The organism is Bacillus siamensis KCTC 13613 (genome assembly GCF_000262045.1).
In the GTDB taxonomy this organism is placed as follows: Bacteria; Bacillota; Bacilli; order Bacillales; family Bacillaceae; genus Bacillus; species Bacillus siamensis.
Window position 1 is genome coordinate 207,114 of record NZ_AJVF01000041.1, and the last position, 26,741, is coordinate 233,854.

Here is a 26,741-nt window from a genome sequence, read left to right on the forward strand (position 1 = left end):
AAAAAGCTTGCAGATCACTCTGCAAGCTTTTTTTGTTATGACCTTTTCCGTTCTGCAAGGCGTTTCGCTTTTTGCGTATTGGCAAAATGCAGTTTAGTGAACGTCCTGAGCACATCTTCTCCTTTATTGATGATCAGCTTGGCGGCAGCTTCATCGACGTGCGGCCCCGCGCCTTTCGGAATCGTCATCCCGGCTTCCCGGGAAAGCTTATCCATTTCAATTAAGAAAGAATACCGCGCGATGATAGAGGCTGCGGCGACGGAAAGATGTATGCCTTCCGCCTTCGTGCTGAAAAACGTTTTTTCTTTTACGATATCCCGCCCGGAAAGATGCTTAAAATAAATGCCGGGCTCTGCAAATTGGTCAATCAGAATCGCTTCCGGTTTGACGCCGTTCATTTTTCTCAGCAGATTGGAAATCGCCTGATTATGAAGGAGCGCCTTCATTTTCCCCTGGCTCATGCCTTTTTCCTGCATCTGATTGTATTTTTCATTTTTTAACACAAGCAGGCTGTAAGGAATGGTTTTAATTAACAGTTTGGCGATTTCAATAATCTGCGGATCTTTTAAATCTTTTGAATCCTTCACGCCCAGTTCTTTCATTAAAGAAAGCTTTGTTTTGTCGGCATAGGCGCAGGCAACCGTTATCGGTCCGAAGTAATCGCCTGTTCCGACCTCATCTGAGCCGATTACCGACATGGACGCAATGCCCGCCGGGGGAGCGTAGAGCGGGTCGGCCGCTTTTTTGACGGTTTTCTTTGCTTTCGGCGCCTCAGCCGTTCCCCAGCGGGCCGCTTCTGTGCCGGCGTTTTTTCCTTGAAAGAGAACCTTGCCCGAACGGTAGGCTGTAATGGTACAGCCCGGCGGCTTAGCCTGGAAGACGGCGCCCTGCGGAACGGCCGGAGTAAGGGAGCCGGCATAGGATTGTTTCATTTGTTCTATAGCGGAAGCGGATACTTTTATAACAGAATGGGACACGATATAATCTCCTTTTTTGGCACTTTTCACTGTATATACCAGTGTATCATAACAGCCTGAGGCTCGTCTTTCCATTCAATCGATAATCGTGGTATGATAGGAACTAGGATTCTCGCGGAATGGAGGAGAAACGTTGTCTGACGGCAAAAAAACCAAAACGACAGTAAACATTTACGGCCAGCACTTCACCATTATCGGGGAAGAAAGCAAAGCGCACATGCGTCATGTGGCCGGAATGGTTGATGATAAAATGAGAGAAATCAATGAGAAAAATCCATATCTTGATATAAATAAGCTCGCTGTTTTGACTGCGGTCAATGTCGTGCATGATTATATGAAACTGCAAGAAAAATATGAATTACTGGAGCGGCAGCTTAAAGAAAAGGAATGAACACCATATGATAGATATCATCATCTTAGTTTTGCTCTTGATGGGCACATTGCTTGGATTGAAAAGAGGATTTATCCTCCAATTTATATATTTAACGAGTTTCATCCTCTCGATTGCGTTTGCGGCGCTTTTTTACAAAAATCTGGCCCCGCATTTAAGTTTTATACCCGCGCCTGATTTTTCCGGCGGGCAGACGGCTCTTTCTTTTATTAAAGGAAACGTAGAGACGGCTTATTACAACGCGATCGCGTTTGTCATTTTGTTTATCATTGCAAAGATTCTGCTTCGGATTATCGGAGCGGCGCTTAATATCATCGCAAGCATTCCGGTCATTAAACAGATCAACAAACTGCTTGGCGGGGTGCTCGGATTTCTGGAAGTCTATTTATTTGCGTTTATCCTGTTATACGTCGCATCCGTACTGCCGGTAAGCGCGCTTCAGGATATGCTCGCACAATCGACGCTTGCAAATATCATCACGCATCATACGCCGTATCTGTCTGGGCTCCTGCAAGAACTGTGGGCCCAGTACGGGGCATAAAAAACTTCTCTTGACCGGAGAAGTTTTTTTCAAGCTCTGCGTCAGTTGTGCCGGAGAAGAAAAATTTGTATGATGAAAAGCAGGAAACGACTGGGGGTTAACAGTATGCATAAAAAAGATATCATCAGGCTGCTTGAAACGATTGCGGTCTATATGGAACTGAAAGGGGACAACCCGTTTAAAATATCAGCCTTCCGAAAAGCGGCAGCGGCGCTTGAGCAGGATGACCGCAGCCTGTCGGAAATCGACGACATGATGTCTTTATCCGGAATCGGAAAAGGCACCTACGGCGTCATTCGTGAATATATGCAGGAAGGTGTGTCCAGCACGCTTCTCCAATTGCAGAAAGAAGTCCCGGAAGGCTTGGTTCCTCTTTTGAAGCTTCCGGGCCTAGGCGGCAAAAAAATCGCCAAACTGTATCAGGAGCTTGGCGTTCATGACGCGGAATCGCTGAAAGAAGCATGCGAGCAGCAAAAGGTGCAAGGGCTCGCCGGTTTCGGAAAAAAAACGGAGGAGAAAATCCTTCAGGCTCTCGGAGAAGCTGGAAAACAGCCGGAACGTTTTCCGATCGGCTATGCGCTCGGCATTGCTTCAGTAATTGAAGAACATTTGGACCGGCTGACGGATATTCAGAAATATTCCCGGGCCGGCAGTCTCAGAAGAGCGCGGGAGACTGTTAAAGATCTCGATTACATTATCGCTACAGATCATCCGGAGGCTGTCAGAGATCAGCTTCTGTCCCTGCCGAACGTAAAAGACGTGATAGCGAGCGGGGATACAAAGGTATCAGTTATCCTGACCTTTGAATATGAGACGAGTGTGGATTTCCGGCTTGTGACAGAGGAGCAGTTTGCGACCACACTGCACCATTTTACCGGCTCGAAAGATCACAACATTAAGATGCGCCAGCTGGCGAAAGAGCGCGGCGAACGGATCAGCGAATACGGAGTAGAAACCATAGAAACGGGAGAAGTCAAAACGTTTCCGAGTGAAGAAGCCTTTTACGCCCACTTCGGTCTGCCGTTTATTCCTCCGGAGCTCAGAGAAAGCGGGCAGGAGGTCGACACGTACCGGGAAGAAACGGACCTTGTGGAGCAAAAAGCGATAAAAGGCGATCTCCACATGCACTCAGCCTGGAGTGACGGCGCTTTTTCCATCAGGGAAATGGCAGAAGCGTGTATGGCAAAAGGCTATCAGTACATGGCGATCACCGACCATTCCCAATATTTAAAGGTAGCCAACGGGTTAACGGCCGAACGGCTCAGAAAACAAGCGGAAGAAATTGACGCGTTAAACGCTGAGTTTGAAAACTTTCATATTTTTAAAGGCGTAGAAATGGACATTCTCCCCGACGGTTCGCTTGATTATGATGACAGTGTTCTGTCTGAAATGGATCTTGTCATCGCATCTATTCATTCAAGCTTCAGCCAGCCGGAGCATGTCATTATGAAACGGCTTGAACAGGCGCTGACGAATAAGCACGTGGACATTATCGCCCACCCGACGGGCCGCCTGATCGGCAGACGGGCCGGCTATGAAGTCGACATCGACATGCTGATTGAGCTCGCAGCCAAAACAAATACGGCGCTTGAGCTGAATGCAAACCCCGCGCGTCTCGATTTACGGACTGAGCATCTGATCAAAGCAAACGAAAAAGGCGTGACTTTGGTCATTAATACGGATGCCCATAATATAGAAATGCTCGATGACATGAAAACGGGCGTGACCGCTGCGCGCAAAGGCTGGACTGAAACAAAGCATGTGTTAAACGCCCGGCCGTTACATGAGGTCAAAGCATTTCTGACGCGCAATGATTAAGTAAGGAGGACCATAAAACCGTGCAGCAAAAAGTGTTATCATCACTTGAATTTCATAAAGTAAAAGAACAGATTACCGCACATGCCGCCTCATCGCTCGGCCGGGAAAAGCTTCTGCAGCTGAAGCCTTTGACGGACCTCGCCGACATCCAAAAACAGCTGGATGAAGTCGAAGAAGCATCCGCGGTCATGCGCTTAAGAGGCCATGCCCCGTTCGGCGGGCTGACCGATATAAGATCGGCTTTGCGGCGGGCGGAAATCGGCAGTGTGCTGACTCCGGCGGAATTTACCGAATTGTCCGGGCTGCTGTATGCCGTTAAACAAATGAAGCACTTTATCAGCCAAATGACAGATGACGGCGTCAGCATTCCGCTGATACAGGCCCATGCAGAAGAACTGATTACATTGGGCGATTTGGAAAGGGAGATTAACTCCTGCATTGATGATCACGGCGAAGTGCTTGATCATGCATCCCCCGCCCTAAGAGGAATCCGGACGCAGCTCAGGACGCTTGAATCAAGAGTGAGAGACCGTCTTGAATCGATGCTGCGTTCATCTTCCGCATCAAAAATGCTGTCTGACACCATCGTTACGATCCGGAATGACCGCTTTGTCATTCCGGTCAAACAGGAATACAGATCAAGCTACGGCGGAATTGTCCACGATACATCTTCATCCGGTGCGACACTTTTTATTGAACCGCAGGCGATCGTAGATATGAACAACTCGCTTCAGCAGGCGAAGGTAAAAGAAAAACAGGAAATCGAACGGATTCTCCGGATGCTGACGGAGCATACGGCTGAACACACACATGAAATCGCTAAAAATGTAGAAGTGCTGCAGACATTGGATTTCATTTTCGCCAAAGCGAGATACGCAAAAGCGATGAAGGCGACAAAACCATTCATGAACGGAGACGGCTTTATCCGTCTTAAAAAAGCGCGCCATCCGCTGCTGCCCCAAGATCAAGTCGTCGCCAACGATATTGAACTGGGCGGAGATTATTCAACGATCGTCATCACGGGCCCGAATACGGGCGGTAAAACCGTTACGTTAAAAACACTCGGGCTGCTGACGATAATGGCGCAGGCAGGATTGCACATACCGGCTGATGAGGGATCGGAAGCCGCCGTATTTGACAATGTGTTTGCCGATATCGGAGATGAACAGTCGATCGAACAAAGTCTGAGTACGTTCTCATCCCACATGGTCAATATCGTCAGTATTTTAAAAGAAGTGTCTGAAAACAGCCTTGTGCTGTTTGATGAACTCGGTGCCGGAACAGACCCGCAGGAGGGGGCGGCGCTTGCCATGAGCATTCTTGACGAAGTCCACCGGACAAACGCCAGAGTGCTTGCGACAACCCATTATCCGGAACTGAAAGCATACGGATATAACCGGCAAGGCGTCATGAACGCCAGCGTTGAATTTGACATTGAAACACTTTCGCCTACCTATAAGCTCCTGATCGGAGTCCCGGGCCGAAGCAACGCATTTGAAATTTCAAGACGCCTCGGCCTGCCGGAGCATATCATCGGCCAGGCGAAGTCAGAAATGACCGCCGAACACAACGAAGTCGATCTGATGATCGCATCGCTTGAAAAAAGCAAAAAAAGAGCGGATGAAGAGCTTTCTGAAACCGAATCAATCAGAAAAGAAGCAGAAAAACTGCATAAAGAGCTTCAGCAGCAAATCATTGAGCTGAACGCCCAAAAAGATAAAATGATGGAAGAAGCCGAACAAAAAGCGGCGGAAAAACTGGAAGCCGCCGCAAATGAAGCCGAACAGATCATCCGCGAGCTCCGGTCCATCAAGCAAGAACACAGATCCTTTAAGGAACACGAGCTGATTGATGCCAAAAAACGTCTCGGAGACGCGATGCCGGCTTTTGAAAAATCAAAGCAGCCGGAAAGAAAAACAGAGAAAAAACGCGAGCTGAAGCCGGGCGACGAAGTAAAGGTGCTCACATTCGGACAAAAAGGGGCGCTGCTTGAAAAAACCGGCGAGAAAGAATGGAACGTCCAAATCGGCATCCTCAAAATGAAGGTGAAGGAAAAAGATCTCGAGTTTCTCAAATCGGCTCCTGAACCGAAAAAAGAAAAAGCAATCACCGCCGTAAAAGGGAAGGATTATCACGTATCCCTTGAACTTGACCTCAGGGGAGAGCGTTACGAAAATGCCCTCAGCCGCGTCGAAAAATATTTAGATGACGCGGTGCTTGCCGGCTACCCGAGAGTGTCCATCATTCACGGAAAAGGCACGGGTGCCCTTCGCAAAGGGGTGCAGGATCTTCTGAAAAACCACCGCAGCGTGAAAAGCGCGCGGTTCGGGGAAGCGGGGGAAGGAGGATCAGGCGTAACGATTGTCGAACTAAAATAAAAAGGGAGAAAACGTCATGAATGCTTTTTGGGAAAATGAGCTTGTTGAAATCGCGGCTTATTACAGTGTGGCCGTCTTGTGTCTCGTCATTTTTCTGACCGTGTTTGAATTGGTGACATCCTATAAAAACTGGGTGGAAATCCAAAAAGGCAATCTTGCGGTGGCAATGGCGACCGGAGGGAAAATTCTCGGTATCGCGAATGTCTTTCAGCACAGCATCGCCCAGCATAATTCGCTTTTGCAAATGATCGGCTGGGGCGTATACGGATTTATTATGCTTTTAATCAGCTATTTTATCTTTGAATTTCTGACGCCCCGGTTTAAAATTGATAAAGAAATCGAAAAAGATAACAGAGCTGTCGGCTTTATTTCATTTGTCATCTCAGTCGGCCTGTCATTTGTGGTGGCCGCCGGGATTTAAGGGGACGGGGAAAAATGGAGAAGCTTGCGAAAGTGCTGCTGTCGGCAGCGGGAATTTTTCTGTTCATCGGACTTATTTATCTGGTCATGACATCTTAATACTGAAAAAGGGCTGCCGAATTGAAATCGGCAGTCTTTTTTATTGAGAATACCAGTTTATGCTCATCGTATCAGAGCAAATGACGGCTTCCCAATTCATGGCGCGGATAACAGACAGCATGTCTTGATCCTCCATGAGAAAGAGTGTTGTGAAAGAATCGTACACACTCATAAAAGCGGCAATCATCATGTCAGCCTGCAGCAGTCCGCATACATCCGAAGGCGACGTTTGCTTGAGCGAAAATAGGCCTTCCGCTTCGATCGGCTCATAAAAAGTGCAGCGCTCAATGCCTTTTGAACGAAACACGTCCAAGAGTCCCGGTATCAAAAATGGCGAAGTGACATCATCGCTCGGCAAGTACAGATCGGGATGATGAAGCCGATTTAACAGCTCGGCGGATTCAGGATGTGCATATTCATCCCGCAGTGCCATGACAGCGGTCATAAGGAGAAGCGCCATCTCTTTTTCAGAGCGCAGTCCGCAGACGGTCATGCGGTTTTCCAGGAAACGGGTCTGCCCGTTGTGATGATCTCCTCATCACTCGGATAGATATGCTCAAAAGGCCGCTTGCGCTTTTGCGCTTCCCACCCATCCGGCATTCGGATTAAAGGGATGAAGCAAAAAGGCGGTTGAAGTAAACGGCTTCGGCAGCTGGCGCAGGATAGGAACTCCCTCTTCAAAATGCAGCGTTTCCAGCAAACTCAACACCTCCTGAACTCGAAAAATCACATGAAACGCTTTCCAATTCCAATCAGCCTTCTGCTATAATAATAGCGTATAGGAAAACAGAAGGGAGAGGTTTTATGCAGTCTGAAAAGCCATGGCTTTCTCAATATCCCGAAGAGATTCCGCATGAGCTTGAATTTACCGGTCAAACCCTGCCATCCAATCTGACAAACTCCGCAGCTCAATTCCCGAACCATACCGCCATTTATTTTCTCGGAAAAAAACTCACATTCCAAGACGTTCTCACAGATTCATTAAAGCTAGCCGCTTTTTTACGCAAAACAGGCCTGAAAAAAGGCGACAGAGCCGCCATTATGCTGCCCAATTGTCCGCAGTCGGTCATCGCATTTTACGGCGTATTGTTCGCCGGGGGCATAGTCGTTCAGACCAATCCGCTCTACACGGAACACGAGCTTGAGTATCAGCTGCAAGACAGTTCGCCGCGCGTGATCATCACCCTCGATATGCTGTTTCCGAAGGTGATAAAAATGAAAACGTTGTCAATCATTGAACGCATTATTACAACCAGTATCAAAGACTTTTTGCCGTTTCCGAAAAATATGCTTTATACACTCACGCAAAAAAAACAAGTGCATATCGATTATGACGGACATGAACAGATTCACAGCTTAGCGGACATTTTAAAAAATGAAAAAGCGGAGAAGGCGGAGGAATTTGATATTGATCCTGAGCATGACATCGCCGTGCTTCAATACACGGGCGGAACAACCGGCTATCCGAAAGGCGTCATGCTCACGCACAAAAACATTCAGGCCAATACAGAAATGGGCGCCGCCTGGATGTACAAAATGAAAAAGGGAGCCGAAAAAGTGCTCGGCATCGTCCCTTTTTTTCATGTGTACGGATTAACCGCCGTGCTGAATTTTTCCATCATGCAGGGGTGTGAAATGATTCTGCTTCCTAAATTCAATCCTTTGGATACCCTGAAAACAATCGACAGGCAAAAGCCGACAGTTTTTCCGGGAGCTCCGACGATTTACATCGGGCTTTTGCATCATCCGGAACTGAATCAATATGATTTGTCCTCCATAAAAAGCTGTCCGAGCGGTTCAGCAGCGCTCCCGGTCGAAGTCAAACAGAAATTTGAAAAAGTGACCGGCGGAAAGCTTGTGGAAGGCTACGGATTATCCGAAGCATCACCGGTGACCCATTCAAATTTCATCTGGGGAAAAAATAAGCCCGGCAGCATCGGCTGTCCCTGGCCCAATACCGACGCCGGAATCTATTCAGAAGAAAAAGGCGGGCTTGCGGAGCCGTATGAACACGGCGAGCTGATCGTAAAAGGTCCGCAGGTTATGAAAGGCTATTGGAACAAGCAGGAGGAGACGGCCCGTGTCATCAGAGACGGCTGGCTGTTTACCGGAGACATGGGATATATGGATGAGGAAGGATTTTTCTACATCGCCGACAGGAAAAAAGACATCATCATTGCCGGGGGATACAACATTTACCCTCGTGAGGTGGAAGAGGCGCTGTATGAGCATGAAGCCGTTCAGGAAATCGTCGTAGCGGGCGTGCCTGATTCCTACAGAGGGGAGACGGTGAAAGCATTTGTCGTTTTGAAAAAAGGCGCCGAAGCGGATGCCGATGAGCTTGATGCGTTTGCAAGAGAGCGGCTTGCGCCCTACAAAGTCCCGAAGCTGTACGAATTCAGAAAAGAGCTTCCGAAAACGGCCGTCGGAAAGATATTAAGAAGGCGTCTCGTCGAAGAGGAGGATGCTTCCCATGAAAACAAGGTGCCTTAAAAGAAAAACTTGACAAAATCGGGAATCCTTTTTATCATGAAGTTATGAATGAATGGTCATTCATTTATTGAAGGAAGGAACGATGACATTGAACCAAAAACGGCCAAAGTATATGCAGATCATTGATGCAGCAGTAGAAGTCATAGCGGAAAACGGCTATCACCAATCACAGGTGTCCAAAATCGCCAAGCAGGCCGGCGTTGCGGACGGCACCATCTATTTATATTTCAAAAACAAAGAGGATATACTCATTTCTCTTTTTAAAGAAAAGATGGGCCAGTTCATTGAACGCATGGAAGAAGAAGTGAAAGAAAAAACGACGGCAAAAGAAAAACTCGCTCTCGTCATTAAGCAGCACTTCACACTGCTCGGCAATGACCGCCACCTCGCGATTGTGACCCAGCTTGAGCTCAGACAGTCGAATATCAAGCTGCGCCTGAAAATCAATGATATTTTAAAAGGTTATTTAAACATGCTGGACACCATTTTGACCGAAGGAATCGAGTCGGGCGAATGGAAAGACAATCTCGACGTCCGCCTCGCCCGGCAGATGATATTCGGGACGATAGATGAAACAGTGACAACATGGGTGATGAACGATCAGAAATATGATCTTCCGGATTTGTCAGACAAGGTATTGGAACTGTTGGTGTCAGGGATTCATCAAAACTAAAGGGGGTTGACGGATGAACAGCCTTTCAGTGGCGGTTGAACAATCTGTCGCGGTGATCACCATCAATCATCAGCCGGCCAACGCGCTGTCCGGTGCGGTTTTAGCTGAATTATCCGGTCTGTTCGACCGGTGTGAAACAGATGACAGCGTCAGAAGCATCATCATTCGCGGTGAGGGAAAATTTTTTTCGGCGGGCGCCGATATAAAGGAATTTACGTCGCTTGATGATCTTGAGCAATCCTCTGCCATGGCGGATAAAGGCCAGCAGCTGATGGAAAGAATTGAAGGGTTTCCGAAGCCCGTTATCGCGGCGATTCACGGCGCTGCGCTCGGCGGCGGTCTGGAGCTTGCCATGGCCTGCCATATCAGAATCGCCACATTGGATGCAAAGCTCGGCCTGCCCGAGCTGAATCTCGGCATTATTCCGGGCTTTGCCGGGACGCAGCGCCTGCCCCGGTACGTCGGCACGGCGAAAGCGCTTGAGATGATCGGCACTTCAGAACCTGTGACCGGAGAAGAAGCGCTCAGCCTCGGGCTTGTCACAATAGGCGCCGAAAATGAAGAGGAGCTGCTGGAAAAGGCGAAAACGCTAGCGGGCAAGTTTGCGGAAAAAAGCCCGCAGTCGATGGCTTCCCTGCTTGAGCTTCTTTATTCAAACAAAGTCTATTCTTATGACGGCGGCTTAAAGCTCGAAGCAAAGCGCTTTGGGGAAGCATTTGCATCAGAAGACGCAAAAGAAGGCATTCAGGCATTTCTCGAAAAAAGAAAGCCTCAATTCGGTGGGCGAAGATAAAGGGGATAAGAATATGAATCTATTTGTACTGATGAAACGGACGTTTGACACAGAAGAGAAAATCGTCATTGAAGCAGGAAAGATTCAGGAAGACGGAGCCGAGTTTATCATTAATCCGTATGATGAATACGCCATTGAAGAAGCGATTCAGCTGAAAGAAGAGCATGGCGGAACTGTTACCGCCGTAACCGTCGGCGGAGAAGATGCGGAGAAAGAACTCCGCACCGCTCTTGCGATGGGGTGCGACCAGGCGGTATTAATCAATATTGAGGATGACCTGAGCGATCCCGACCAATACTCCATTTCCACGATCTTATATCACTATTTCAAGGACCGGGAATATGATCTGATTCTCGGCGGAAATGTCGCGATTGACGGCGGTTCCGGCCAAGTGGCGCCAAGGCTTGCCGAACTGTTGAACATTCCTTGCGTCACAACGATTACAAAACTGACAATCAGCGGCGATGAAGCTGTGGCAGAGAAAGACAACGAAGGGGATACCGAAGTCATTAAAACCTCACTTCCTTTAGTCATCACGGCACAGCAAGGCTTAAACGAGCCGCGCTATCCGTCGCTTCCGGGCATTATGAAGGCGAAGAAAAAACCGCTGGAAGAGCTTGAGCTCGATGACCTCGACATTGATGAAGATGATGCTGCACCGAAACTCAAAACGATCGAACGTTTTCTCCCGCCGCAAAAAGAAGCGGGCAAACTGATCGAAGGAGAAGCCGCTCAGCAGGCGAAGGAGCTTGTCTCACTGCTGAGAAAAGAAGCCAAAGTCGTATAAACTGATATTAAAGAAACTGGGGGATGTCAGAATGGGAAAAAAAGTGATCGTACTCGGAGAAATTCGTGACGGCGCCTTACGGAACGTCACCTTTGAAGCCATAGCCGCAGGCAAAACCATTTCCGGCGGAGGAGATGTCATCGGGGTGCTGTTGGGAAAAGGCGCGGCTGATGCAGCATCAGAACTCATTCAGTACGGCGCCGATAAAGTATTTACGGCCGATGCAGCGGGACTTTCTCAGTATACGGCAGACGGATATGCCGCGGTCCTCGGAGATCTGATCGAAAATGAAAAGCCCGATACGGTTATTTTCGGCCATACTTCTATGGGAAAAGATTTGTCACCGAAGCTTGCGGCACGATTTGAAACGGGATTGATTTCAGACAGCACGGATGTAAGCGTTACCGGAGACAACATCGTATTTACAAGACCGATCTATTCCGGCAAAGCCTTTGAACAGGTGATTTCAACCGATCCTTTCATCTTGGCGACAATCCGTCCGAATAACATTCAGGCATTAGAAAGAGATGCAAGCCGCACGGGTGATATTGAAGAGCTTGCGGTCCCGCCGGCAGATTTGCGGACGGTCATTGAAGAAGTAGTTAAAAAAACAGCGGACGGCGTGGATTTATCAGAAGCGAAAATCATCGTTGCGGGCGGCCGCGGTGTGAAAAGCAAAGATGGGTTTGAACCGTTAAAAGAACTTGCCGAAGTGCTGGGAGCAGCGGTGGGCGCTTCGCGCGGCGCGTGTGACGCGGATTATTGCGACTATTCTCTTCAAATCGGCCAGACGGGGAAAGTCGTTACACCGGATTTGTATATTGCCTGCGGAATTTCCGGAGCGATTCAGCACTTGGCGGGGATGTCGAACAGTAAAGTGATCGTTGCCATCAACAAAGACCCGGAAGCGGAAATATTCAAAATAGCGGACTACGGAATTGTCGGCGATTTATTCGAAGTGGTTCCGCTCCTGACCCAGGAATTTAAAAAGGCCAATATTCATTCATAACCAAAACCCTCTGGCTTCATTTGTCAGAGGGTTTTGGTTTGTGATGATTAGTTCGCATAATTATGTATTGGCAAAATAACAGATTGACATGTACGAACCAATATAATAAGCTTTCTGTAAAGCGCTTACAAAATTATCCTTTCAGCATATATCCCAGATACACAGATTGGCTGTAGTGCTTTCATTCTTATTAGTGGAAAGGAATGATCAAGTATGTCTCACAATACGGCAGTCATTCAAACGGATATCACGCGGGGAACCATTAACAAAAACATATACGGACATTTCGCGGAACACTTAGGAAGAGGCATATATGAGGGCATCTGGGTCGGAAAAGATTCCGATATTCCGAATACCGGCGGAATCAGGACGGATGTCGCCTCCGCCCTCAAACAGCTCCAGATTCCCGTTCTCAGATGGCCCGGCGGCTGTTTTGCTGATGAATATCATTGGGCAAACGGCGTAGGGGAACGAAAAACCATGCTGAATACCCATTGGGGCGGAACGATTGATTCAAACGAATTCGGCACGCATGAATTTATGATGCTTTGTGAACTGCTCGGCTGCGAACCGTACATCGCCGGAAACGTCGGCAGCGGAACGGTTAAGGAAATGGCTGATTGGATTGAATACATGACGTTTGAAGCGGGCACGCCGATGTCCGACTGGAGAAAGGAAAACGGGCGGGAAAAACCGTGGAAGCTCAAATATTTCGGTATAGGAAATGAGAACTGGGGCTGCGGCGGAAACATGCATCCTGAGTATTATGCCGACCTTTACCGGAACTTTCAAACCTATGTCCGCAATTACAGCGGGAATGAAATCTATAAAATTGCCGGCGGTGCGAATGTCGATGATTACCGCTGGACAGAAACATTAATGAAAAAAGCCGCTGATCTCATGGACGGGCTGAGCCTGCATTATTACACAATACCGGGCGACTTCTGGAAGGGAAAAGGGTCAGCGACCGAATTTACGGAAGATGAATGGTTCATCACGATGAAAAAAGCGGCTCATATGGATGAATTGATTACAAGGCACAGCGCCATTATGGATCAGTACGATCCGGAAAAAAGAGTCGGTCTGATCATTGATGAATGGGGCACATGGCTTGATCCTGAGCCTGGCACGAATCCGGGCTTTTTGTATCAGCAAAATACGATCCGCGACGCGCTTGTCGCCGCCGCACATTTTCACATTTTTCATCAGCACGCAGACCGTGTGCAGATGGCCAATATCGCGCAAACCGTCAACGTCCTTCAAGCAATGATCCTGACAGAAGGGAAAAATATGCTGCTGACGCCGACATATCATGTGTTTGATATGTTTAAGGTTCATCAGGACGCTTCTCTTTTGGCCGCAGAAACAAAAGCGGCCGAATACGAATGGAAAGACGGCCGGCTCCCGCAAGTCAGCATTTCGGCGTCCAAACAGAAAAACGGCGGCATACATATCAGCATTTGCAATATCGATCACTTGCACAAAGCTGACGTGAAGATTGAACTGCGGGGCATGAAAAAGATTGGGAAGCCTTCGGGGACGATTCTGCATGCTGAAAAAATGAATGCCCGCAATACATTCAGCAGCCCGGAAAACGTCAAACCGAAGCCGTTTTCCGGGTTTACGCAGAAGGGCGGAAATCTGGAGGCGGAGCTTCCTCCGATGGCGGTTGTATTAATCACGCTGCCGGCGGGTCCATCTTAAGTTTTGAACGCCTGCTGATCGGTTATCATACATTCTATAAATAAGATTATTTTCGGCGGGTTCGGGAGAAAATAATATAAGCATTAAATTAGCATGAACGAATGGGAGATGCTATACTAAAAATCATCATTTGACATTGGAGGAATAACAAATGGCTATCGTAAAAGCAACTGATCAATCGTTCTCAGCTGAAACAAGTGAAGGTGTCGTATTAGCTGATTTCTGGGCTCCTTGGTGCGGACCTTGTAAAATGATCGCGCCCGTTCTTGAAGAGCTTGATCAAGAAATGGGAGACAAACTGAAAATCGTCAAAATCGACGTGGATGAAAACCAAGAAACTGCCGGTAAATACGGCGTCATGAGCATCCCGACACTTCTTGTGTTAAAAGACGGAGAAGTGGTTGAAACATCTGTCGGCTTCAAACCGAAAGAAGCCCTTGAAGAGCTTGTAAACAAACATCTGTAAGCCGAAAGTTTCCGTTACGGCTGCGGCAGGGCGATTCCTTTAAAAGGGATCGCCTTTTTTGATCTTCCAAAAGCTGAGAATGGAGAAAAACAAATGTTCGTGATACACTGAATGGACACAAGAAATGAATGTAAGGAAGGGTAACGTATGAATAAACAACTGAAAGAAAAGCTGGCCCTCCTTCCCGATCAGCCGGGCTGTTATTTAATGAAAGACCGTCAGAAAACAGTCATCTACGTGGGGAAAGCGAAAGTGCTGAAAAACAGGGTGAGATCCTATTTCACCGGTTCTCACGATGCAAAAACCCAAAGGCTTGTGACGGAGATTGAGGACTTTGAATATATCGTGACTTCCTCCAATCTTGAAGCGCTTATTTTGGAAATGAATCTGATTAAAAAATACGATCCGAAATACAATGTCATGCTGAAAGATGATAAAACCTATCCCTTTATTAAAATCACCCATGAACGCCATCCGCGGCTTATTGTCACCCGCAATGTCAAAAAAGACAAAGGGCGCTATTTCGGCCCGTACCCGAATGTACAGGCGGCGCGGGAAACGAAAAAACTGCTGGACCGCCTTTATCCGCTCAGGAAGTGCTCGAATCTTCCGGACCGTGTCTGTCTCTATTACCATCTCGGACAATGCCTCGCTCCATGTGTAAAGGATATTTCCGAGGAGACAAACCGCGAGCTTGTGGAAGACATCACCCGCTTTTTAAAGGGAGGGCATAACGAGGTCAAAAAAGAGCTTGAAGAGAAAATGGCAGAGGCGGCGGAAAAGCTTGAATTTGAACGGGCTAAAGAATTCCGCGATCAGCTTGCTTACATCGAATCGACGATGGAAAAGCAGAAAATGACCATGAATGACCTTCTGGACCGCGATGTGTTCGCTTATGCGTACGATAAAGGCTGGATGTGCGTCCAAGTCTTTTTCATACGCCAAGGAAAGCTGATCGAACGCGATGTCAGCATGTTTCCGATGTACCAGGAAGCGGATGAAGAATTTCTGACCTTCATCGGCCAGTTCTATTCGAAAAACAATCACTTTCTGCCTAAGGAAATTCTGGTGCCTGACAGCGTTGACAGAGACATGATCAGCGAGCTTTTGGAAACCGCCGTGCATCAGCCGAAAAAAGGCCCGAAAAAAGAACTGCTTCTGCTTGCTCACAAAAACGCGAAAATCGCCCTGCGGGAAAAGTTCTCATTAATCGAGCGGGATGAGGAACGGTCAATCGGAGCAGCCGAACGGCTCGGCGAAGCATTGAACATTTACACGCCGCACCGGATTGAAGCGTTTGACAACTCCAATATTCAAGGCACAAACCCTGTATCGGCCATGATTGTCTTTATTGACGGAAAACCGAATAAAAAGGAATACCGCAAATATAAAATCAAAACCGTAACAGGGCCTGACGATTACGGATCAATGAGAGAAGTCGTCAGAAGAAGATATTCGAGGGTGCTCCGCGAAAATCTCCCGCTGCCGGATTTAATCATCATTGACGGCGGAAAAGGGCAGATTAACGCGGCGCGCGACGTGCTTGAGAATGAGCTCGGCCTTGATGTCCCGGTAGCGGGATTGGCGAAAGATGACAAACACCGAACATCCAACCTTCTGATCGGCGACCCGCTTGAACCGGTATTTCTGGAGCGGAACAGCCAGGAATTTTACCTGCTTCAGCGCATTCAGGATGAAGTTCACCGTTTTGCGATCAGCTTTCACAGACAGATCCGGGGAAAAAGCGCCTTTCAATCCGTATTGGATGATATCCCGGGGATCGGCGAAAAACGCAAAAAAATGCTCTTAAAGCATTTCGGTTCTGTCAAAAAGATGAAGGAAGCAAGTCTTGACGATATCAAAAAAGCCGGTGTGCCGGCTGCGGCCGCTCAGCTGCTGTTTGAAAAATTGAAAAAATAGTATTGTGCTTTTCTGAAAAGTCTGCTAGAATGTGAACTAATTTCATAAGATCGTGTTATATGGTGAAGATAGAGGTGCGAACTTCAATAGTATGCCTTTGGAGAATGATGGATTCTGCGAAAAAGGCTGAAAGGGGAGTTCGCCGAAGTGAAACACATCCCATCGGTGTGCTTTGCTGGCTTTGCATTAAATAAATGTAAAGCTGTCAAGAATTCATTTTCTTGGAGGGCTATCTCGTTGTTCATAATCAATCGTAATGATATGAAAAAGCAATGAGAGCTATTCCTCTCATTGCTTTTTTTATTGTGGACACAACGCTCTTTTCTCCTCACCCGCACGAACCAAAATGTAAAGGGTGGTCTAGTATGGGTCTTATCGTACAAAAATTCGGAGGCACTTCCGTCGGCTCTGCCGAAAAAATTCAAAATGCCGCAAATCGCGCCATTGCTGAAAAGAAAAAAGGCCATGACGTCGTAGTCGTCGTTTCAGCAATGGGAAAATCAACCGACGCGCTCGTCAATCTGGCGGCGGAAATTACATCTGAGCCAAGCAGACGCGAGATGGATATGCTTCTGTCTACGGGAGAGCAGGTCACGATTTCGCTTTTGGCCATGGCGCTTCAGGAAAAAGGATATGACGCCGTCTCTTATACGGGCTGGCAGGCGGGTGTCCGCACGGAGGCCGTCCACGGCAATGCGAGAATTACGGATATTGATATCACAGCAATTCAGGCGCAGCTTGCAGAAGGCAGGATTACAGTTGTCGCCGGTTTTCAGGGAGTAACCGAAGACGGCGGCATCACGACGCTCGGACGGGGCGGTTCCGATACGACGGCGGTCGCTCTTGCCGCAGCTTTAAAAGCGGATAAATGCGACATTTACACGGACGTTCCGGGCGTGTTTACGACAGATCCGCGGTACGTCCGGTCAGCGAGAAAACTGGCGGGAATTTCTTATGATGAAATGCTGGAACTTGCAAATCTCGGAGCGGGTGTTCTTCATCCGCGGGCGGTTGAGTTCGCGAAAAACTATCAAGTGCCTTTGGAAGTGCGGTCAAGCACGGAACATGAAGCTGGAACATTAATTGAGGAGGAATCATCAATGGAGCAGAATTTAATCGTCAGAGGAATTGCATTTGAAGACCAGATTACAAGGGTGTCCGTCACGGGCCTTGCAAGCGGGCTGACAACACTTTCAACGATCTTCACCGCGCTGGCGAAACGAAACATCAACGTTGACATCATTATTCAGACACAAGCGGATAATGGGGAAGCAGACATTTCTTTCTCAGTGAAAACGGAAGATTCCGCGCAAACGGTCGCTGTGCTTGAAGAATATAAAAACGCGCTTGACTATGAAAAAATCGAAACTGAAAGAAAGCTGGCGAAAGTATCCATTGTCGGATCAGGCATGGTCTCTAATCCCGGCGTCGCCGCGGACATGTTTGCCGTACTGGCGGAAAAAAATGTACAAGTCAAAATGGTCAGCACATCTGAAATAAAAGTATCAGCGGTGGTCAGTGACAATGATATGGTGAAAGCCGTCGAAGCGCTTCATGATGCGTTTGAGCTTTCTAAACAGCCGTCTGCCGTATAAACGGGCAGGCAAAAAGGCGGGACTTTTGAGTCACCGCCTTTTTTCAATTATACAGGGTCCTTCATATCCCATTTCACGGTCAGGACGACTTTATCCGCTCTCTTTTTGACCTGTTCATAAGATTCTGCAATCTGATCGTTCATCAATTGAATCTGTTCGGCTATAAAACCGGCTTCAAGCTGAAAACACGGCTCTTTCTGGTGTTTGAGCCTGCTGGATACGAGCGGTCCTTCCAGCTCAAATTCCAGCTCTTGCTTTTTTGATCCTGTGTTTGTCAAAGTTCCCCAGCCGGCTTTTTCAAAAAAGGCGGGGATTTCTTCCCATGATTGAAGAGGAAATTTGCGGGCGAGGCGTTTCCCCGCCCAATACATCATGGATGAATGCTCCGGGCCGAGGATATCCGGAAGCACAATTTCCCGGATTAATTCGTAGCCGTATGCGCTGACGCCGAGTTCAGTTAAAGGTTCTAAAGCTGCTTCATAATTATTCTTCATATTATGTATTCCCCTCTCTCCTTCGTTTATTATAGCTTAAACAGGGGGGAGGATTACAGGATGATCCTATAAAACACGTGAAAAAAAGTGAGAAAGGTATTGCAGGAAAATAAAATTTTCACGTCAAATAATCAATTCCGAAAATTATAATTTATGTACACGTTTTCTTGACGCCCTTTTGAGGGAGGAGTAAAATGAAATTGTCAATAAATTTTAATAAAGTGCTTACAATTGAAACGAAGTGGGGGCAGAGATTTTAGCACATTTCGCACTTAAATCAAACAGGGGGTAAAGTAATGTCTGGGAACAGAGAGTTTTATTTTCGAAGATTGCATTCCTTGCTCGGTGTGATTCCGGTCGGCATCTTTTTGATCCAGCATTTAGTCGTCAACCAATTTGCCGCAAGGGGAGCGGATGCGTTTAACAAGGCGGCCGGCTTTATGGACAGTCTGCCGTTCAGGTATGCATTAGAAATTTTTATTATTTTCTTACCTTTAATTTATCATGCGGTTTACGGTGTGTACATAGCATTTACTGCGAAAAACAACGCTGGCCGCTACAGCTATTTCAGAAACTGGATGTTTGTGCTTCAGCGTGTCACCGGTATTCTCACCCTTATTTTCGTCAGCTGGCATGTGTGGCAGACGCGGATTGCCGCACAGATGGGCGCTGAAGTCAACTTCGATATGATGGCGAATATTCTGAGCTCGCCGTTTATGCTCGGATTTTACATTGTAGGCGTTTTATCAGTCATTTTTCACTTTTCAAACGGCTTATGGTCTTTTGCGGTCACATGGGGGATCACGGTCACGCCGCGTTCTCAAAGAATTTCGACTTACGTGACGCTGATAATATTTTTAGCGCTTTCATACGTGGGTCTAAAAGCGATTTTTGCGTTTGTGTAAGAGAACTAGATTACTAGAGGGAGAGGGGCTATCATGAGTCAATCAAGCATTATCGTAGTCGGCGGGGGTCTTGCCGGCCTCATGGCGACAATTAAAGCAGCGGAATCAGGCACGGCCGTTAAATTGTTTTCCATCGTTCCGGTCAAACGCTCTCACTCGGTCTGCGCGCAGGGCGGGATAAACGGAGCTGTCAACACAAAAGGGGAAGGAGACTCTCCGTTTGAGCATTTTGATGACACGGTTTACGGAGGCGACTTTTTAGCAAACCAGCCGCCTGTAAAAGCGATGTGTGAAGCGGCGCCGTCCATTATCCACTTATTGGACCGCATGGGGGTTATGTTTAACAGAACGCCGGAAGGGCTCTTGGACTTCCGCCGTTTCGGGGGTACACAGCATCACAGAACCGCATACGCGGGAGCGACGACGGGTCAGCAGCTTCTTTACGCACTGGACGAGCAGGTGCGCAGATATGAAGTGGCGGGTCTCGTCACAAAATACGAAGGCTGGGAATTCCTCGGCGCCGTTCTTGACGATGAGCGCACGTGCCGCGGTATCGTAGCCCAAAATCTGACCAATATGCAAATCGAGTCATTCCGTTCTGACGCCGTTATTATGGCGACAGGAGGACCCGGAATCGTATTCGGCAAATCAACAAACAGCATGATCAACACGGGATCTGCCGCATCAATCGTTTATCAGCAGGGCGCTTACTACGCTAACGGCGAATTTATTCAAATTCACCCGACAGCCATTCCCGGAGACGATAAACTGCGTCTGATGAGTGAATCGGCGCGCGGCGAGGGCGGAAGAGTCTGGACGTACAAAGACGGAAAACCTTGGTACTTCCTCGAGGAAAAATATCCGGCTTACGGAAACCTCGTGCCGCGGGATATTGCGACACGCGAAATCTTTGACGTGTGCGTGAACCAGAAGCTCGGCATCAATGGAGAAAACATGGTGTATCTCGATCTTTCGCACAAAGATCCGAAAGAGCTTGACGTTAAGCTCGGCGGCATTATCGAAATCTATGAAAAATTCATGGGTGATGACCCGCGCAAGCTTCCGATGAAAATTTTCCCTGCCGTTCACTATTCAATGGGCGGCCTGTGGGTTGATTATGATCAGATGACAAGCATCCGCGGACTGTTCGCGGCGGGTGAATGTGATTATTCAATGCACGGAGGAAACCGTTTAGGGGCAAACTCTCTGCTTTCCGCCATTTACGGAGGAATGGTTGCCGGTCCGAATGCAGTGAAATATGTTGCCGGACTTGAAACATCGGCTGAAGATCTGTCTTCTTCATTATTTGATTCCTACGTGAAAAAAGAAGAAGAAAAATGGGCAGACATCATGAAGATGGACGGCGATGAAAATGCCTACGTGCTTCACCGTGAACTCGGAGAATGGATGACGGCCAACGTAACGGTGGTCCGCCACAATGACAAGCTTTTGAAAACGGATGATAAAATCCAAGAGCTGATGGAACGCTTTAAGAAAATCAATATTAATGATACGACAAAATGGAGCAACCAAGGGGCGATGTTCACCCGCCAGTTCTCCAATATGCTTCAGCTTGCCAGAGTCATCACGCTCGGCGCATACAACCGAAATGAAAGCCGGGGAGCGCACTATAAACCGGATTTCCCTGAAAGAAATGACGATGAGTGGCTCAAAACGACAATGGCTAAACATGCCGGTCCGTTTGAAGCTCCGGAATTTGAATATCAGGATGTCGATGTATCACTGATTGCGCCCCGTAAACGCGACTACTCGAAGAAGAAGGTGGCGAAATAATCATGAGTGAGAAAAAGATACGGTTTATCATTACACGCCAGGATACGCCTGAAAGCGCGCCATACGATGAAGAATTTGAAATCAATTACCGCCCGAATCTGAATGTGATTTCCGCCCTGATGGAAATCCGCAGAAATCCCGTGAATGCAAAAGGTGAGAAAACAACTCCTGTCGCATGGGACATGAACTGTCTTGAGGAAGTATGCGGCGCCTGCTCCATGGTCATCAACGGCAGACCGCGCCAGTCATGTACGGCGCTGGTTGATAAGCTGGAACAGCCGATCCGTCTGAAGCCGATGAAAACATTCCCGGTTGTCCGTGACCTTCAGGTTGACCGCAGCAGAATGTTTGATTCACTGAAAAAAGTGAAAGCATGGGTGCCGATTGACGGGACTTACGATTTGGGACCGGGACCGAGAATGCCGGAAAAACGCCGCCAGTGGGCATATGAGTTGTCTAAATGCATGACCTGCGGCGTCTGCCTCGAAGCCTGCCCGAATGTCAACAGCAAATCGAAATTCATGGGGCCTGCCCCGATGTCGCAAGTTCGTCTGTTTAACGCCCACCCGACGGGCGCGATGAACAAGTCAGAACGTTTAGAAGCTTTAATGACAGACGGCGGTCTCGGAGATTGCGGGAATTCACAAAACTGTGTTCAATCCTGCCCGAAAGGCATTCCGCTCACGACTTCAATCGCTGCTTTGAACAGAGATACCAACTTACAAGCATTCCGCAATTTCTTCGGAAGCGACAGAGTATAAGATAAAGAAAAAGAGCCTCTTCCGCACGGGAGAGGTTTTTTTATAAGGAGCTGAAGGTGATGAAACAACCGCAATACATTGACATCCCGTTTGAAGAATGGAGACAGTCGTTTTCTTTCTTTACTGAAGTGTCGGTTCGCTTTTCAGAAACGGATATGTTCGGCCATATGAATAATGTAACCCCTTTCATCTATTTTGAAGAAGCCCGGATCGCCTACTTTAAGCAGCGCGGCATGGAAGCGCAAAATGCGGAAACGATGACAGTCGTCGCAAGCCAGCAGTGTGACTATATGCGTCAGGTGATGCCGTATGAAAATCTGCGGATTTATGTCAAAGCAAGCTCTGTCGGAAATGCGTCCGTCACCCTTCATTACCTTGGAGAAAACGAGTCAGGCCTGCCGTGCTTTACCGGTTCCGTCGTTATGGTACAAGTATCAAAGACAAGCGGCAAAGCGGTCAGCTGGACGGAGCGGGAGAAAGGCATTCTGCTCGCCTGAACGGATAACTATTTCTTTAAGTGACGTCACCTCCGAAGCGGCTTTTACATATGATATCTTGACTATATAAACCCATTCGTTTCAGATTCGCTCTCACCTTAGCAAGGAGGGTTACAATACTTGAAGGAGAAAGATTTTCAATCAAAGCCGCTGCTGACCAAAAGAGAAAGAGAAGTATTCGAATTGCTCGTTCAAGACAAGACAACAAAAGAAATTGCAAGCGAGCTATTTATCAGTGAAAAAACTGTACGGAATCACATTTCAAATGAGATGCATACCTGTTGCAAACAAAGAGCCTGAAAAGGCTCTTTTTATATGATCAGCCTGGCTTTGTTTAAGTACATATTTAAGCGGAGATACGCAAATGATTCAGGCACTTTGAATATGTCGGCAATGACTTGCGCCGCGAAGTATTGATTATGAGGGATTTCAATTTGCCGGAGCATAAATGTAGGAATGCAGAAATGATATGCAAAATAATTCGCCTGACACTCTAAGTATTCTTTCCAATAAATCGGCATGATCTTATCATTATTTTCATGTCTGAACTCGTGGCAGACCTCATGAGAAAAATCAAGCCATTGTTCTTTTCTGGACTTTCGGGAATCTAAAGAAATGGTGAACATTCCCTTGAAGCGCAGCGCAAAACTGGTTACCGGATTGTATACGATTAAAATATCCAGCGCATGAGCGATATGATCAAAATTAATGTCAGATGGATGGAGAATGTTTATTTCCCTATACAGCCTTTCAATCCAATCTTCCAGATGACTTTTTGTGTATACCAAGATGAACGCCCCCTTAAATGTGTGGAAATTAAAATGTGTACAATCTTCCTATGGTAAATGTGTCCAATAGCCTATTGAAAATTATGGATCAAACATATGTTCTATTTTAAGCGAAAAAGAAATGCCCCCGCAAGAGGGCAATTTTTATTTTTCGTCCTTTTTCTTCGCATCCTCAAAACTAAGAATATTGAAATCGATCCTTTTTTCTGTTCCGAGCTCATCAAATGTTTTGGAATCAGTCGGAGCTGGAATTATCATTTTTATATTTTTAATATCCTTTGAATTATCCTTTAAAACCCACCATGTCTGATCTTCTTTCTTTACCTTTCCTAAAAAGTCTCCGCCTACTTCGCCCATTAAGCCCATATCAGTTTCGACTTGTTCACCTGTATTTGTTACAATGACAGATTGATTCGGATGGAACGTAATATCCTTTGAAGAAGTGTTTTCGGCCTTCAGTTCCATTACAACTGATCGTACCTTGTCTTGATCATTAAAATAAAGGGACTTGGCGTCTTCCGTTGGCGTAATCTCCAAGACTCTGACGCTTTCGATATACAGTTTCATATCACCCATTTTAACAGGCTTCAGTGGTGTGTCTTTTCCGTCAATACCTACTTCATCACTATACCCGATGCCAATAGTCTTTACATGCCCTAATCCTTCAATATCGCCTTCGCCTGTTTTTTGGAATTTGTCTTTAATTGCAGCATCTTTTTTTGCTTGCTCTTTTTTCTTATCGACTTTTTCCACTACAACGGCTTTGACTTTAGGCATGGAGGTGCCTGATTCACGCCCCTCGTATGTACCATAGATTTTAACAGTATCTTGCAGTTTGAATTTGTCAGAGCTTTTATTGCTGACAGTGTAAGCCTCTGAACCATCACTGTTTTTGCTCACAGTGAACGCTACATTCTTCGAAACTGTCTTCCCGTCATCATCCACGTTATCTGCATATGTTACGTCACCTTCAATAACAATTTTGGTGCCCTTTTTTATTCCAGCGCTATTAACTTGAGCATAATCATATGGCTTTGCATCTTTTTTTAACTGGTCTTCTAAAGAAAGTGACTTTGTTTTGTTCGAAGAGTCATCCCCTTTAGAAGATGTTGAGTCAGAATTGCATGCAGCTAAAGAAAAACTTAATGTTAAAGCCCCAATACCTAACAACCATTTTTTCAAAGCAATTTTCCCCTTTTTTTGTAGAAATGAATACACTTTATTTATATCGGCAGAAGCCGGAATTTTTTATTGTCTTCTCTGTATAAAAGCGGCAATTCTCTCTCTATATAAGCGCTTTTTAATGCGATTTAACACCGTGTTTTCCTCTGATTTTTTTGGTACTACTCTGGTATACCATTGGGACACGGGAGGAACACGATTGGGATACGGGGTATTTCGCGAACCCTTGATAAACGTAGGTTTGTACGCTTGTAATATTTAACATTGGGACACGGATTGTATTACATTAGTTTCCATTCGTTTTTGTTGGGTTTCTTCTATTAGATAACTAAATAACTAAAGATAACTAAAATAACAAAGACGTCGTTTTTTGATAAACAAAAGATCGGTTTATCAAGGTGATGAAATTATGTAATTATTTGTGTCACTACAGACTAAAAAAAATCAACTTTCATCAGTTGGCTTGTCCGGCTTATATTTGTTGTTGCGAATATCCCCCGGTTTGCGACCTGTCTCTAATTGCTGCGCAATTATCTTCTGTGCTGCCTTTAGGATAGAATCAGTGATCTTACCATCAGCAGCGGCAATTAATGTGTCAGGGTCCTCTAAAATCTTCCGAGCCTCATCTTCAAAGACTTTCTTTTTCATTTCTGGGGGCTCGTCTCTGAGAAGGTAATCTGTTGTAACCTCATAATAATCAGCGAGCTTAATCAAGGTTTCATAATCAGGCTGGCGCTTATCCTGCTCATACATAGCATAAGTTGTCCTGCCCACTCCTATATTTTTAGCCACTTCTTCTTGCTTAATTTCCCTATTAAGTTTTGAGCTCTTTGACTTGCGGAGTTCTTTTAATCGCACACCAAGCATAATAAACGCTCCTTTCCTGATTATTATAACGTCACAGATTGTGACAAATAAACTTTATTTCACAAAATGTGTATTAAGTACTTTACAAGTCACGGAATGTGTATTATTATATGAATACACGATATGTGACACGGAGGTGATAACATGAGAAATAAAAATAAACGTCAATGGTTACAAAAGTTTAGACAAGAAGCCAATTTGACACAAAAAGAAGTTGCGGAAAAAGCAAATATTGCACGGACAACCTATGCAATGATTGAATCAGGAGCACGCAACCCAACACCGCAAGTTGCTAAAGGTATTGCAGGCGTGCTTGATTTTAGCTGGACATATTTTTTTGAGGATTCATGTCACGAATTGTGTATTTCGAAGACGCATTCTGCTTAATTCCTTGGGTAGTCCATCTGTCCAACATGAATACACTGTCGTGAGGTGAGCGCAATGGCTAAACAAACAAAGACTAAAACAACGAACATCAAAATCGGCAAAGAGTATTACGGAACAATGGACAGAGAAGAATGCTTCCGTAAAGCTCTGGAACCGTATTTCACTTCAAAAAAAGACCTGAAGTTAAACGCTTAAAATTTTCTGCTTCACCTTTTTTTGGTGGACAAGCAAAGGAGGCCACAACAACATGAATCAACTGCAAAACTTCTCCCATCAACAGTTTGGAGAACTGCCAATCATTCAAATTAACAACAAGGATTATTTCGGCGCAACTGAAGTGGCTGAGGCACTTGGCTACGCAAATCCACATGATGCAATATCAAAACATTGCTTGGAAAGTGGGGTCGCGTTTCACGAGGTCACCGATTCAATGGATCGGACACAACAGAAAAAATTTATCAACGAAGGAAATTTGTATCGGCTGATCGTGAAATCAAGGCTTCCCGCCGCAACTCAGTTCGAATCATGGGTGTTTGATGACGTGTTACCAACATTACGCCAAACAGGCCAGTACGGCGGCCCAAGAGTTTTATCTGATGAAGAACAGCGAATCGAATCGCTGAAACTCACTTTACAAACAGCAGAACAACAACGAAAAATGCAGAATGTGTTGTTCGATCATGAAAAACAGATTGATGAGCTCAGTCAAAAAGTGGACGAGCAAATCACCTTGGATTCCGGAGAACAGCGCCGGTTTCAAAAAGTAGTCGCGCGCCGGGTTTATAGCATCACGGAAGGTAAGGAAGAAGCGGCCAGGCTTTTCAGAGAAATACACCGTGAGATAAAAGACCGGTTCGGCGTTGCAAGCTACAAAGACATAAAGCGCCGGGAGCTGTTATCCGCAATCAAATATATAGAAAATTGGATTCCTCGAAAGGTTTCCTAAATCCTTCGAGTTCCTTCATTAATTAAATTTTAACAGCGAAAACTAAATATATCAGG

General features: G+C 46.5%; 28 protein-coding genes, 1 pseudogene and 1 riboswitch. Of the genes and pseudogenes, 22 read left to right on the forward strand and 7 right to left on the reverse strand.

Going from position 1 to position 26,741, the window contains the following annotated elements:
* Positions 1-35: 35 nt before the first annotated feature.
* Positions 36-977, reverse strand: a complete 942-nt coding sequence (gene rnhC / locus Y79_RS0116355; RefSeq protein WP_016938649.1) for a ribonuclease HIII — start codon at positions 975-977, stop codon at positions 36-38.
* Between the two features lie 133 nt (positions 978-1,110).
* On the opposite strand from rnhC, the gene zapA reads away from it, so the two are divergent.
* The 5 genes from zapA to Y79_RS0116380 all read left to right on the forward strand — a co-directional run bounded on the left by zapA (position 1,111) and on the right by Y79_RS0116380 (position 6,526).
* The gene (gene zapA, locus Y79_RS0116360) at positions 1,111-1,368 is read left to right on the forward strand and encodes a cell division protein ZapA (protein ID WP_016938650.1); all 258 of its coding nucleotides are present in this window, start codon (positions 1,111-1,113) and stop codon (positions 1,366-1,368) included.
* A gap of 7 nt (positions 1,369-1,375) precedes the next feature.
* A complete protein-coding gene (locus Y79_RS0116365) occupies positions 1,376-1,909 on the forward strand; it encodes a CvpA family protein (protein WP_016938651.1) in 534 nt (177 codons plus the stop codon).
* A gap of 105 nt (positions 1,910-2,014) precedes the next feature.
* A complete protein-coding gene (gene polX / locus Y79_RS0116370) occupies positions 2,015-3,727 on the forward strand; it encodes a DNA polymerase/3'-5' exonuclease PolX (RefSeq protein WP_016938652.1) in 1,713 nt (570 codons plus the stop codon).
* Positions 3,728-3,747: 20 nt separating this feature from the next.
* Positions 3,748-6,105 carry an endonuclease MutS2 gene (locus tag Y79_RS0116375; RefSeq protein ID WP_016938653.1) on the forward strand — a complete coding sequence of 786 codons (2,358 nt, stop codon included), beginning with the start codon at positions 3,748-3,750 and terminating at the stop codon, positions 6,103-6,105.
* A gap of 16 nt (positions 6,106-6,121) precedes the next feature.
* Positions 6,122-6,526 carry a DUF350 domain-containing protein gene (locus tag Y79_RS0116380; protein WP_003152541.1) on the forward strand — a complete coding sequence of 135 codons (405 nt, stop codon included), beginning with the start codon at positions 6,122-6,124 and terminating at the stop codon, positions 6,524-6,526.
* A gap of 138 nt (positions 6,527-6,664) precedes the next feature.
* Here the strand turns inward: Y79_RS0116380 and Y79_RS1000000120415 are convergent.
* Together Y79_RS1000000120415 and Y79_RS1000000121770 are read right to left on the reverse strand one after the other, a co-directional pair.
* A pseudogene (locus tag Y79_RS1000000120415) lies at positions 6,665-7,224 on the reverse strand (DUF2711 family protein).
* Entirely contained in the window at positions 7,181-7,324 is a 144-nt protein-coding gene (locus Y79_RS1000000121770; protein ID WP_235714297.1) for a DUF2711 domain-containing protein, read from the reverse strand. The pseudogene Y79_RS1000000120415 and the gene Y79_RS1000000121770 overlap by 44 nt, the downstream one beginning before the upstream one ends.
* A gap of 104 nt (positions 7,325-7,428) precedes the next feature.
* On the opposite strand from Y79_RS1000000121770, the gene Y79_RS0116400 reads away from it, so the two are divergent.
* The 9 genes from Y79_RS0116400 to Y79_RS0116440 all read left to right on the forward strand — a co-directional run bounded on the left by Y79_RS0116400 (position 7,429) and on the right by Y79_RS0116440 (position 18,064).
* Complete coding sequence (locus Y79_RS0116400; RefSeq protein ID WP_016938654.1) at positions 7,429-9,117, forward strand: AMP-binding protein; 1,689 nt, start codon at positions 7,429-7,431, stop codon at positions 9,115-9,117.
* 88 nt (positions 9,118-9,205) lie between these two features.
* A complete protein-coding gene (locus Y79_RS0116405; RefSeq protein ID WP_014470798.1) occupies positions 9,206-9,790 on the forward strand; it encodes a TetR/AcrR family transcriptional regulator in 585 nt (194 codons plus the stop codon).
* Positions 9,791-9,803: 13 nt separating this feature from the next.
* On the forward strand, positions 9,804-10,583 hold the full coding sequence (locus tag Y79_RS0116410; protein WP_016938656.1) for an enoyl-CoA hydratase: 780 nt from the start codon (positions 9,804-9,806) through the stop codon (positions 10,581-10,583).
* A 13-nt stretch (positions 10,584-10,596) separates the two neighbouring features.
* The gene (locus tag Y79_RS0116415; RefSeq protein WP_016938657.1) at positions 10,597-11,370 is read left to right on the forward strand and encodes an electron transfer flavoprotein subunit beta/FixA family protein; all 774 of its coding nucleotides are present in this window, start codon (positions 10,597-10,599) and stop codon (positions 11,368-11,370) included.
* A 31-nt stretch (positions 11,371-11,401) separates the two neighbouring features.
* On the forward strand, positions 11,402-12,379 hold the full coding sequence (locus Y79_RS0116420; protein ID WP_016938658.1) for an electron transfer flavoprotein subunit alpha/FixB family protein: 978 nt from the start codon (positions 11,402-11,404) through the stop codon (positions 12,377-12,379).
* Between the two features lie 213 nt (positions 12,380-12,592).
* Positions 12,593-14,083: an alpha-N-arabinofuranosidase gene (locus tag Y79_RS0116425; RefSeq protein WP_016938659.1), complete on the forward strand. Its 1,491-nt coding sequence runs from the start codon at positions 12,593-12,595 to the stop codon at positions 14,081-14,083.
* Positions 14,084-14,234: 151 nt separating this feature from the next.
* A complete protein-coding gene (trxA, locus tag Y79_RS0116430) occupies positions 14,235-14,549 on the forward strand; it encodes a thioredoxin (RefSeq protein ID WP_003152560.1) in 315 nt (104 codons plus the stop codon).
* Positions 14,550-14,696: 147 nt separating this feature from the next.
* On the forward strand, positions 14,697-16,469 hold the full coding sequence (gene uvrC, locus Y79_RS0116435) for an excinuclease ABC subunit UvrC (protein WP_016938660.1): 1,773 nt from the start codon (positions 14,697-14,699) through the stop codon (positions 16,467-16,469).
* A 61-nt stretch (positions 16,470-16,530) separates the two neighbouring features.
* A riboswitch (Lysine riboswitch) is annotated at positions 16,531-16,709 on the forward strand.
* A 125-nt stretch (positions 16,710-16,834) separates the two neighbouring features.
* Positions 16,835-18,064 carry an aspartate kinase gene (locus Y79_RS0116440; RefSeq protein WP_016938661.1) on the forward strand — a complete coding sequence of 410 codons (1,230 nt, stop codon included), beginning with the start codon at positions 16,835-16,837 and terminating at the stop codon, positions 18,062-18,064.
* A gap of 47 nt (positions 18,065-18,111) precedes the next feature.
* On the opposite strand, the gene Y79_RS0116445 is transcribed toward Y79_RS0116440, so the two are convergent.
* Positions 18,112-18,558 carry a YslB family protein gene (locus tag Y79_RS0116445; RefSeq protein ID WP_016938662.1) on the reverse strand — a complete coding sequence of 149 codons (447 nt, stop codon included), beginning with the start codon at positions 18,556-18,558 and terminating at the stop codon, positions 18,112-18,114.
* Positions 18,559-18,854: 296 nt separating this feature from the next.
* On the opposite strand from Y79_RS0116445, the gene sdhC reads away from it, so the two are divergent.
* From sdhC to Y79_RS0116470, 5 genes are all read left to right on the forward strand, one after another.
* Positions 18,855-19,463, forward strand: a complete 609-nt coding sequence (sdhC, locus tag Y79_RS0116450; protein ID WP_016938663.1) for a succinate dehydrogenase cytochrome B558 — start codon at positions 18,855-18,857, stop codon at positions 19,461-19,463.
* 33 nt (positions 19,464-19,496) lie between these two features.
* A complete protein-coding gene (sdhA, locus tag Y79_RS0116455; protein ID WP_016938664.1) occupies positions 19,497-21,257 on the forward strand; it encodes a succinate dehydrogenase flavoprotein subunit in 1,761 nt (586 codons plus the stop codon).
* Positions 21,258-21,259: 2 nt separating this feature from the next.
* Positions 21,260-22,018: a succinate dehydrogenase iron-sulfur subunit gene (gene sdhB, locus Y79_RS0116460; protein ID WP_013353099.1), complete on the forward strand. Its 759-nt coding sequence runs from the start codon at positions 21,260-21,262 to the stop codon at positions 22,016-22,018.
* 59 nt (positions 22,019-22,077) lie between these two features.
* On the forward strand, positions 22,078-22,515 hold the full coding sequence (locus Y79_RS0116465) for an acyl-CoA thioesterase (RefSeq protein WP_016938665.1): 438 nt from the start codon (positions 22,078-22,080) through the stop codon (positions 22,513-22,515).
* Positions 22,516-22,635: 120 nt separating this feature from the next.
* Positions 22,636-22,815: a helix-turn-helix domain-containing protein gene (locus Y79_RS0116470; protein WP_016938666.1), complete on the forward strand. Its 180-nt coding sequence runs from the start codon at positions 22,636-22,638 to the stop codon at positions 22,813-22,815.
* Between the two features lie 11 nt (positions 22,816-22,826).
* On the opposite strand, the gene Y79_RS0116475 is transcribed toward Y79_RS0116470, so the two are convergent.
* The 3 genes from Y79_RS0116475 to Y79_RS0116485 all read right to left on the reverse strand — a co-directional run bounded on the left by Y79_RS0116475 (position 22,827) and on the right by Y79_RS0116485 (position 25,352).
* Entirely contained in the window at positions 22,827-23,303 is a 477-nt protein-coding gene (locus Y79_RS0116475; RefSeq protein ID WP_016938667.1) for an ImmA/IrrE family metallo-endopeptidase, read from the reverse strand.
* A gap of 144 nt (positions 23,304-23,447) precedes the next feature.
* Entirely contained in the window at positions 23,448-24,485 is a 1,038-nt protein-coding gene (locus tag Y79_RS1000000121775; RefSeq protein WP_016938668.1) for a hypothetical protein, read from the reverse strand.
* 444 nt (positions 24,486-24,929) lie between these two features.
* The gene (locus Y79_RS0116485; protein ID WP_016938669.1) at positions 24,930-25,352 is read right to left on the reverse strand and encodes a helix-turn-helix domain-containing protein; all 423 of its coding nucleotides are present in this window, start codon (positions 25,350-25,352) and stop codon (positions 24,930-24,932) included.
* A gap of 144 nt (positions 25,353-25,496) precedes the next feature.
* On the opposite strand from Y79_RS0116485, the gene Y79_RS0116490 reads away from it, so the two are divergent.
* Genes Y79_RS0116490 through Y79_RS0116500 form a run of 3 tightly spaced genes read left to right on the forward strand, consistent with a single transcriptional unit; the run spans position 25,497 to position 26,685 of the window.
* The gene (locus Y79_RS0116490) at positions 25,497-25,739 is read left to right on the forward strand and encodes a helix-turn-helix domain-containing protein (protein ID WP_016938670.1); all 243 of its coding nucleotides are present in this window, start codon (positions 25,497-25,499) and stop codon (positions 25,737-25,739) included.
* 54 nt (positions 25,740-25,793) lie between these two features.
* The gene (locus tag Y79_RS1000000121540) at positions 25,794-25,934 is read left to right on the forward strand and encodes a hypothetical protein (protein WP_016938671.1); all 141 of its coding nucleotides are present in this window, start codon (positions 25,794-25,796) and stop codon (positions 25,932-25,934) included.
* Between the two features lie 52 nt (positions 25,935-25,986).
* Positions 25,987-26,685, forward strand: a complete 699-nt coding sequence (locus tag Y79_RS0116500; protein WP_016938672.1) for a BRO family protein — start codon at positions 25,987-25,989, stop codon at positions 26,683-26,685.
* Positions 26,686-26,741 lie beyond the last annotated feature (56 nt).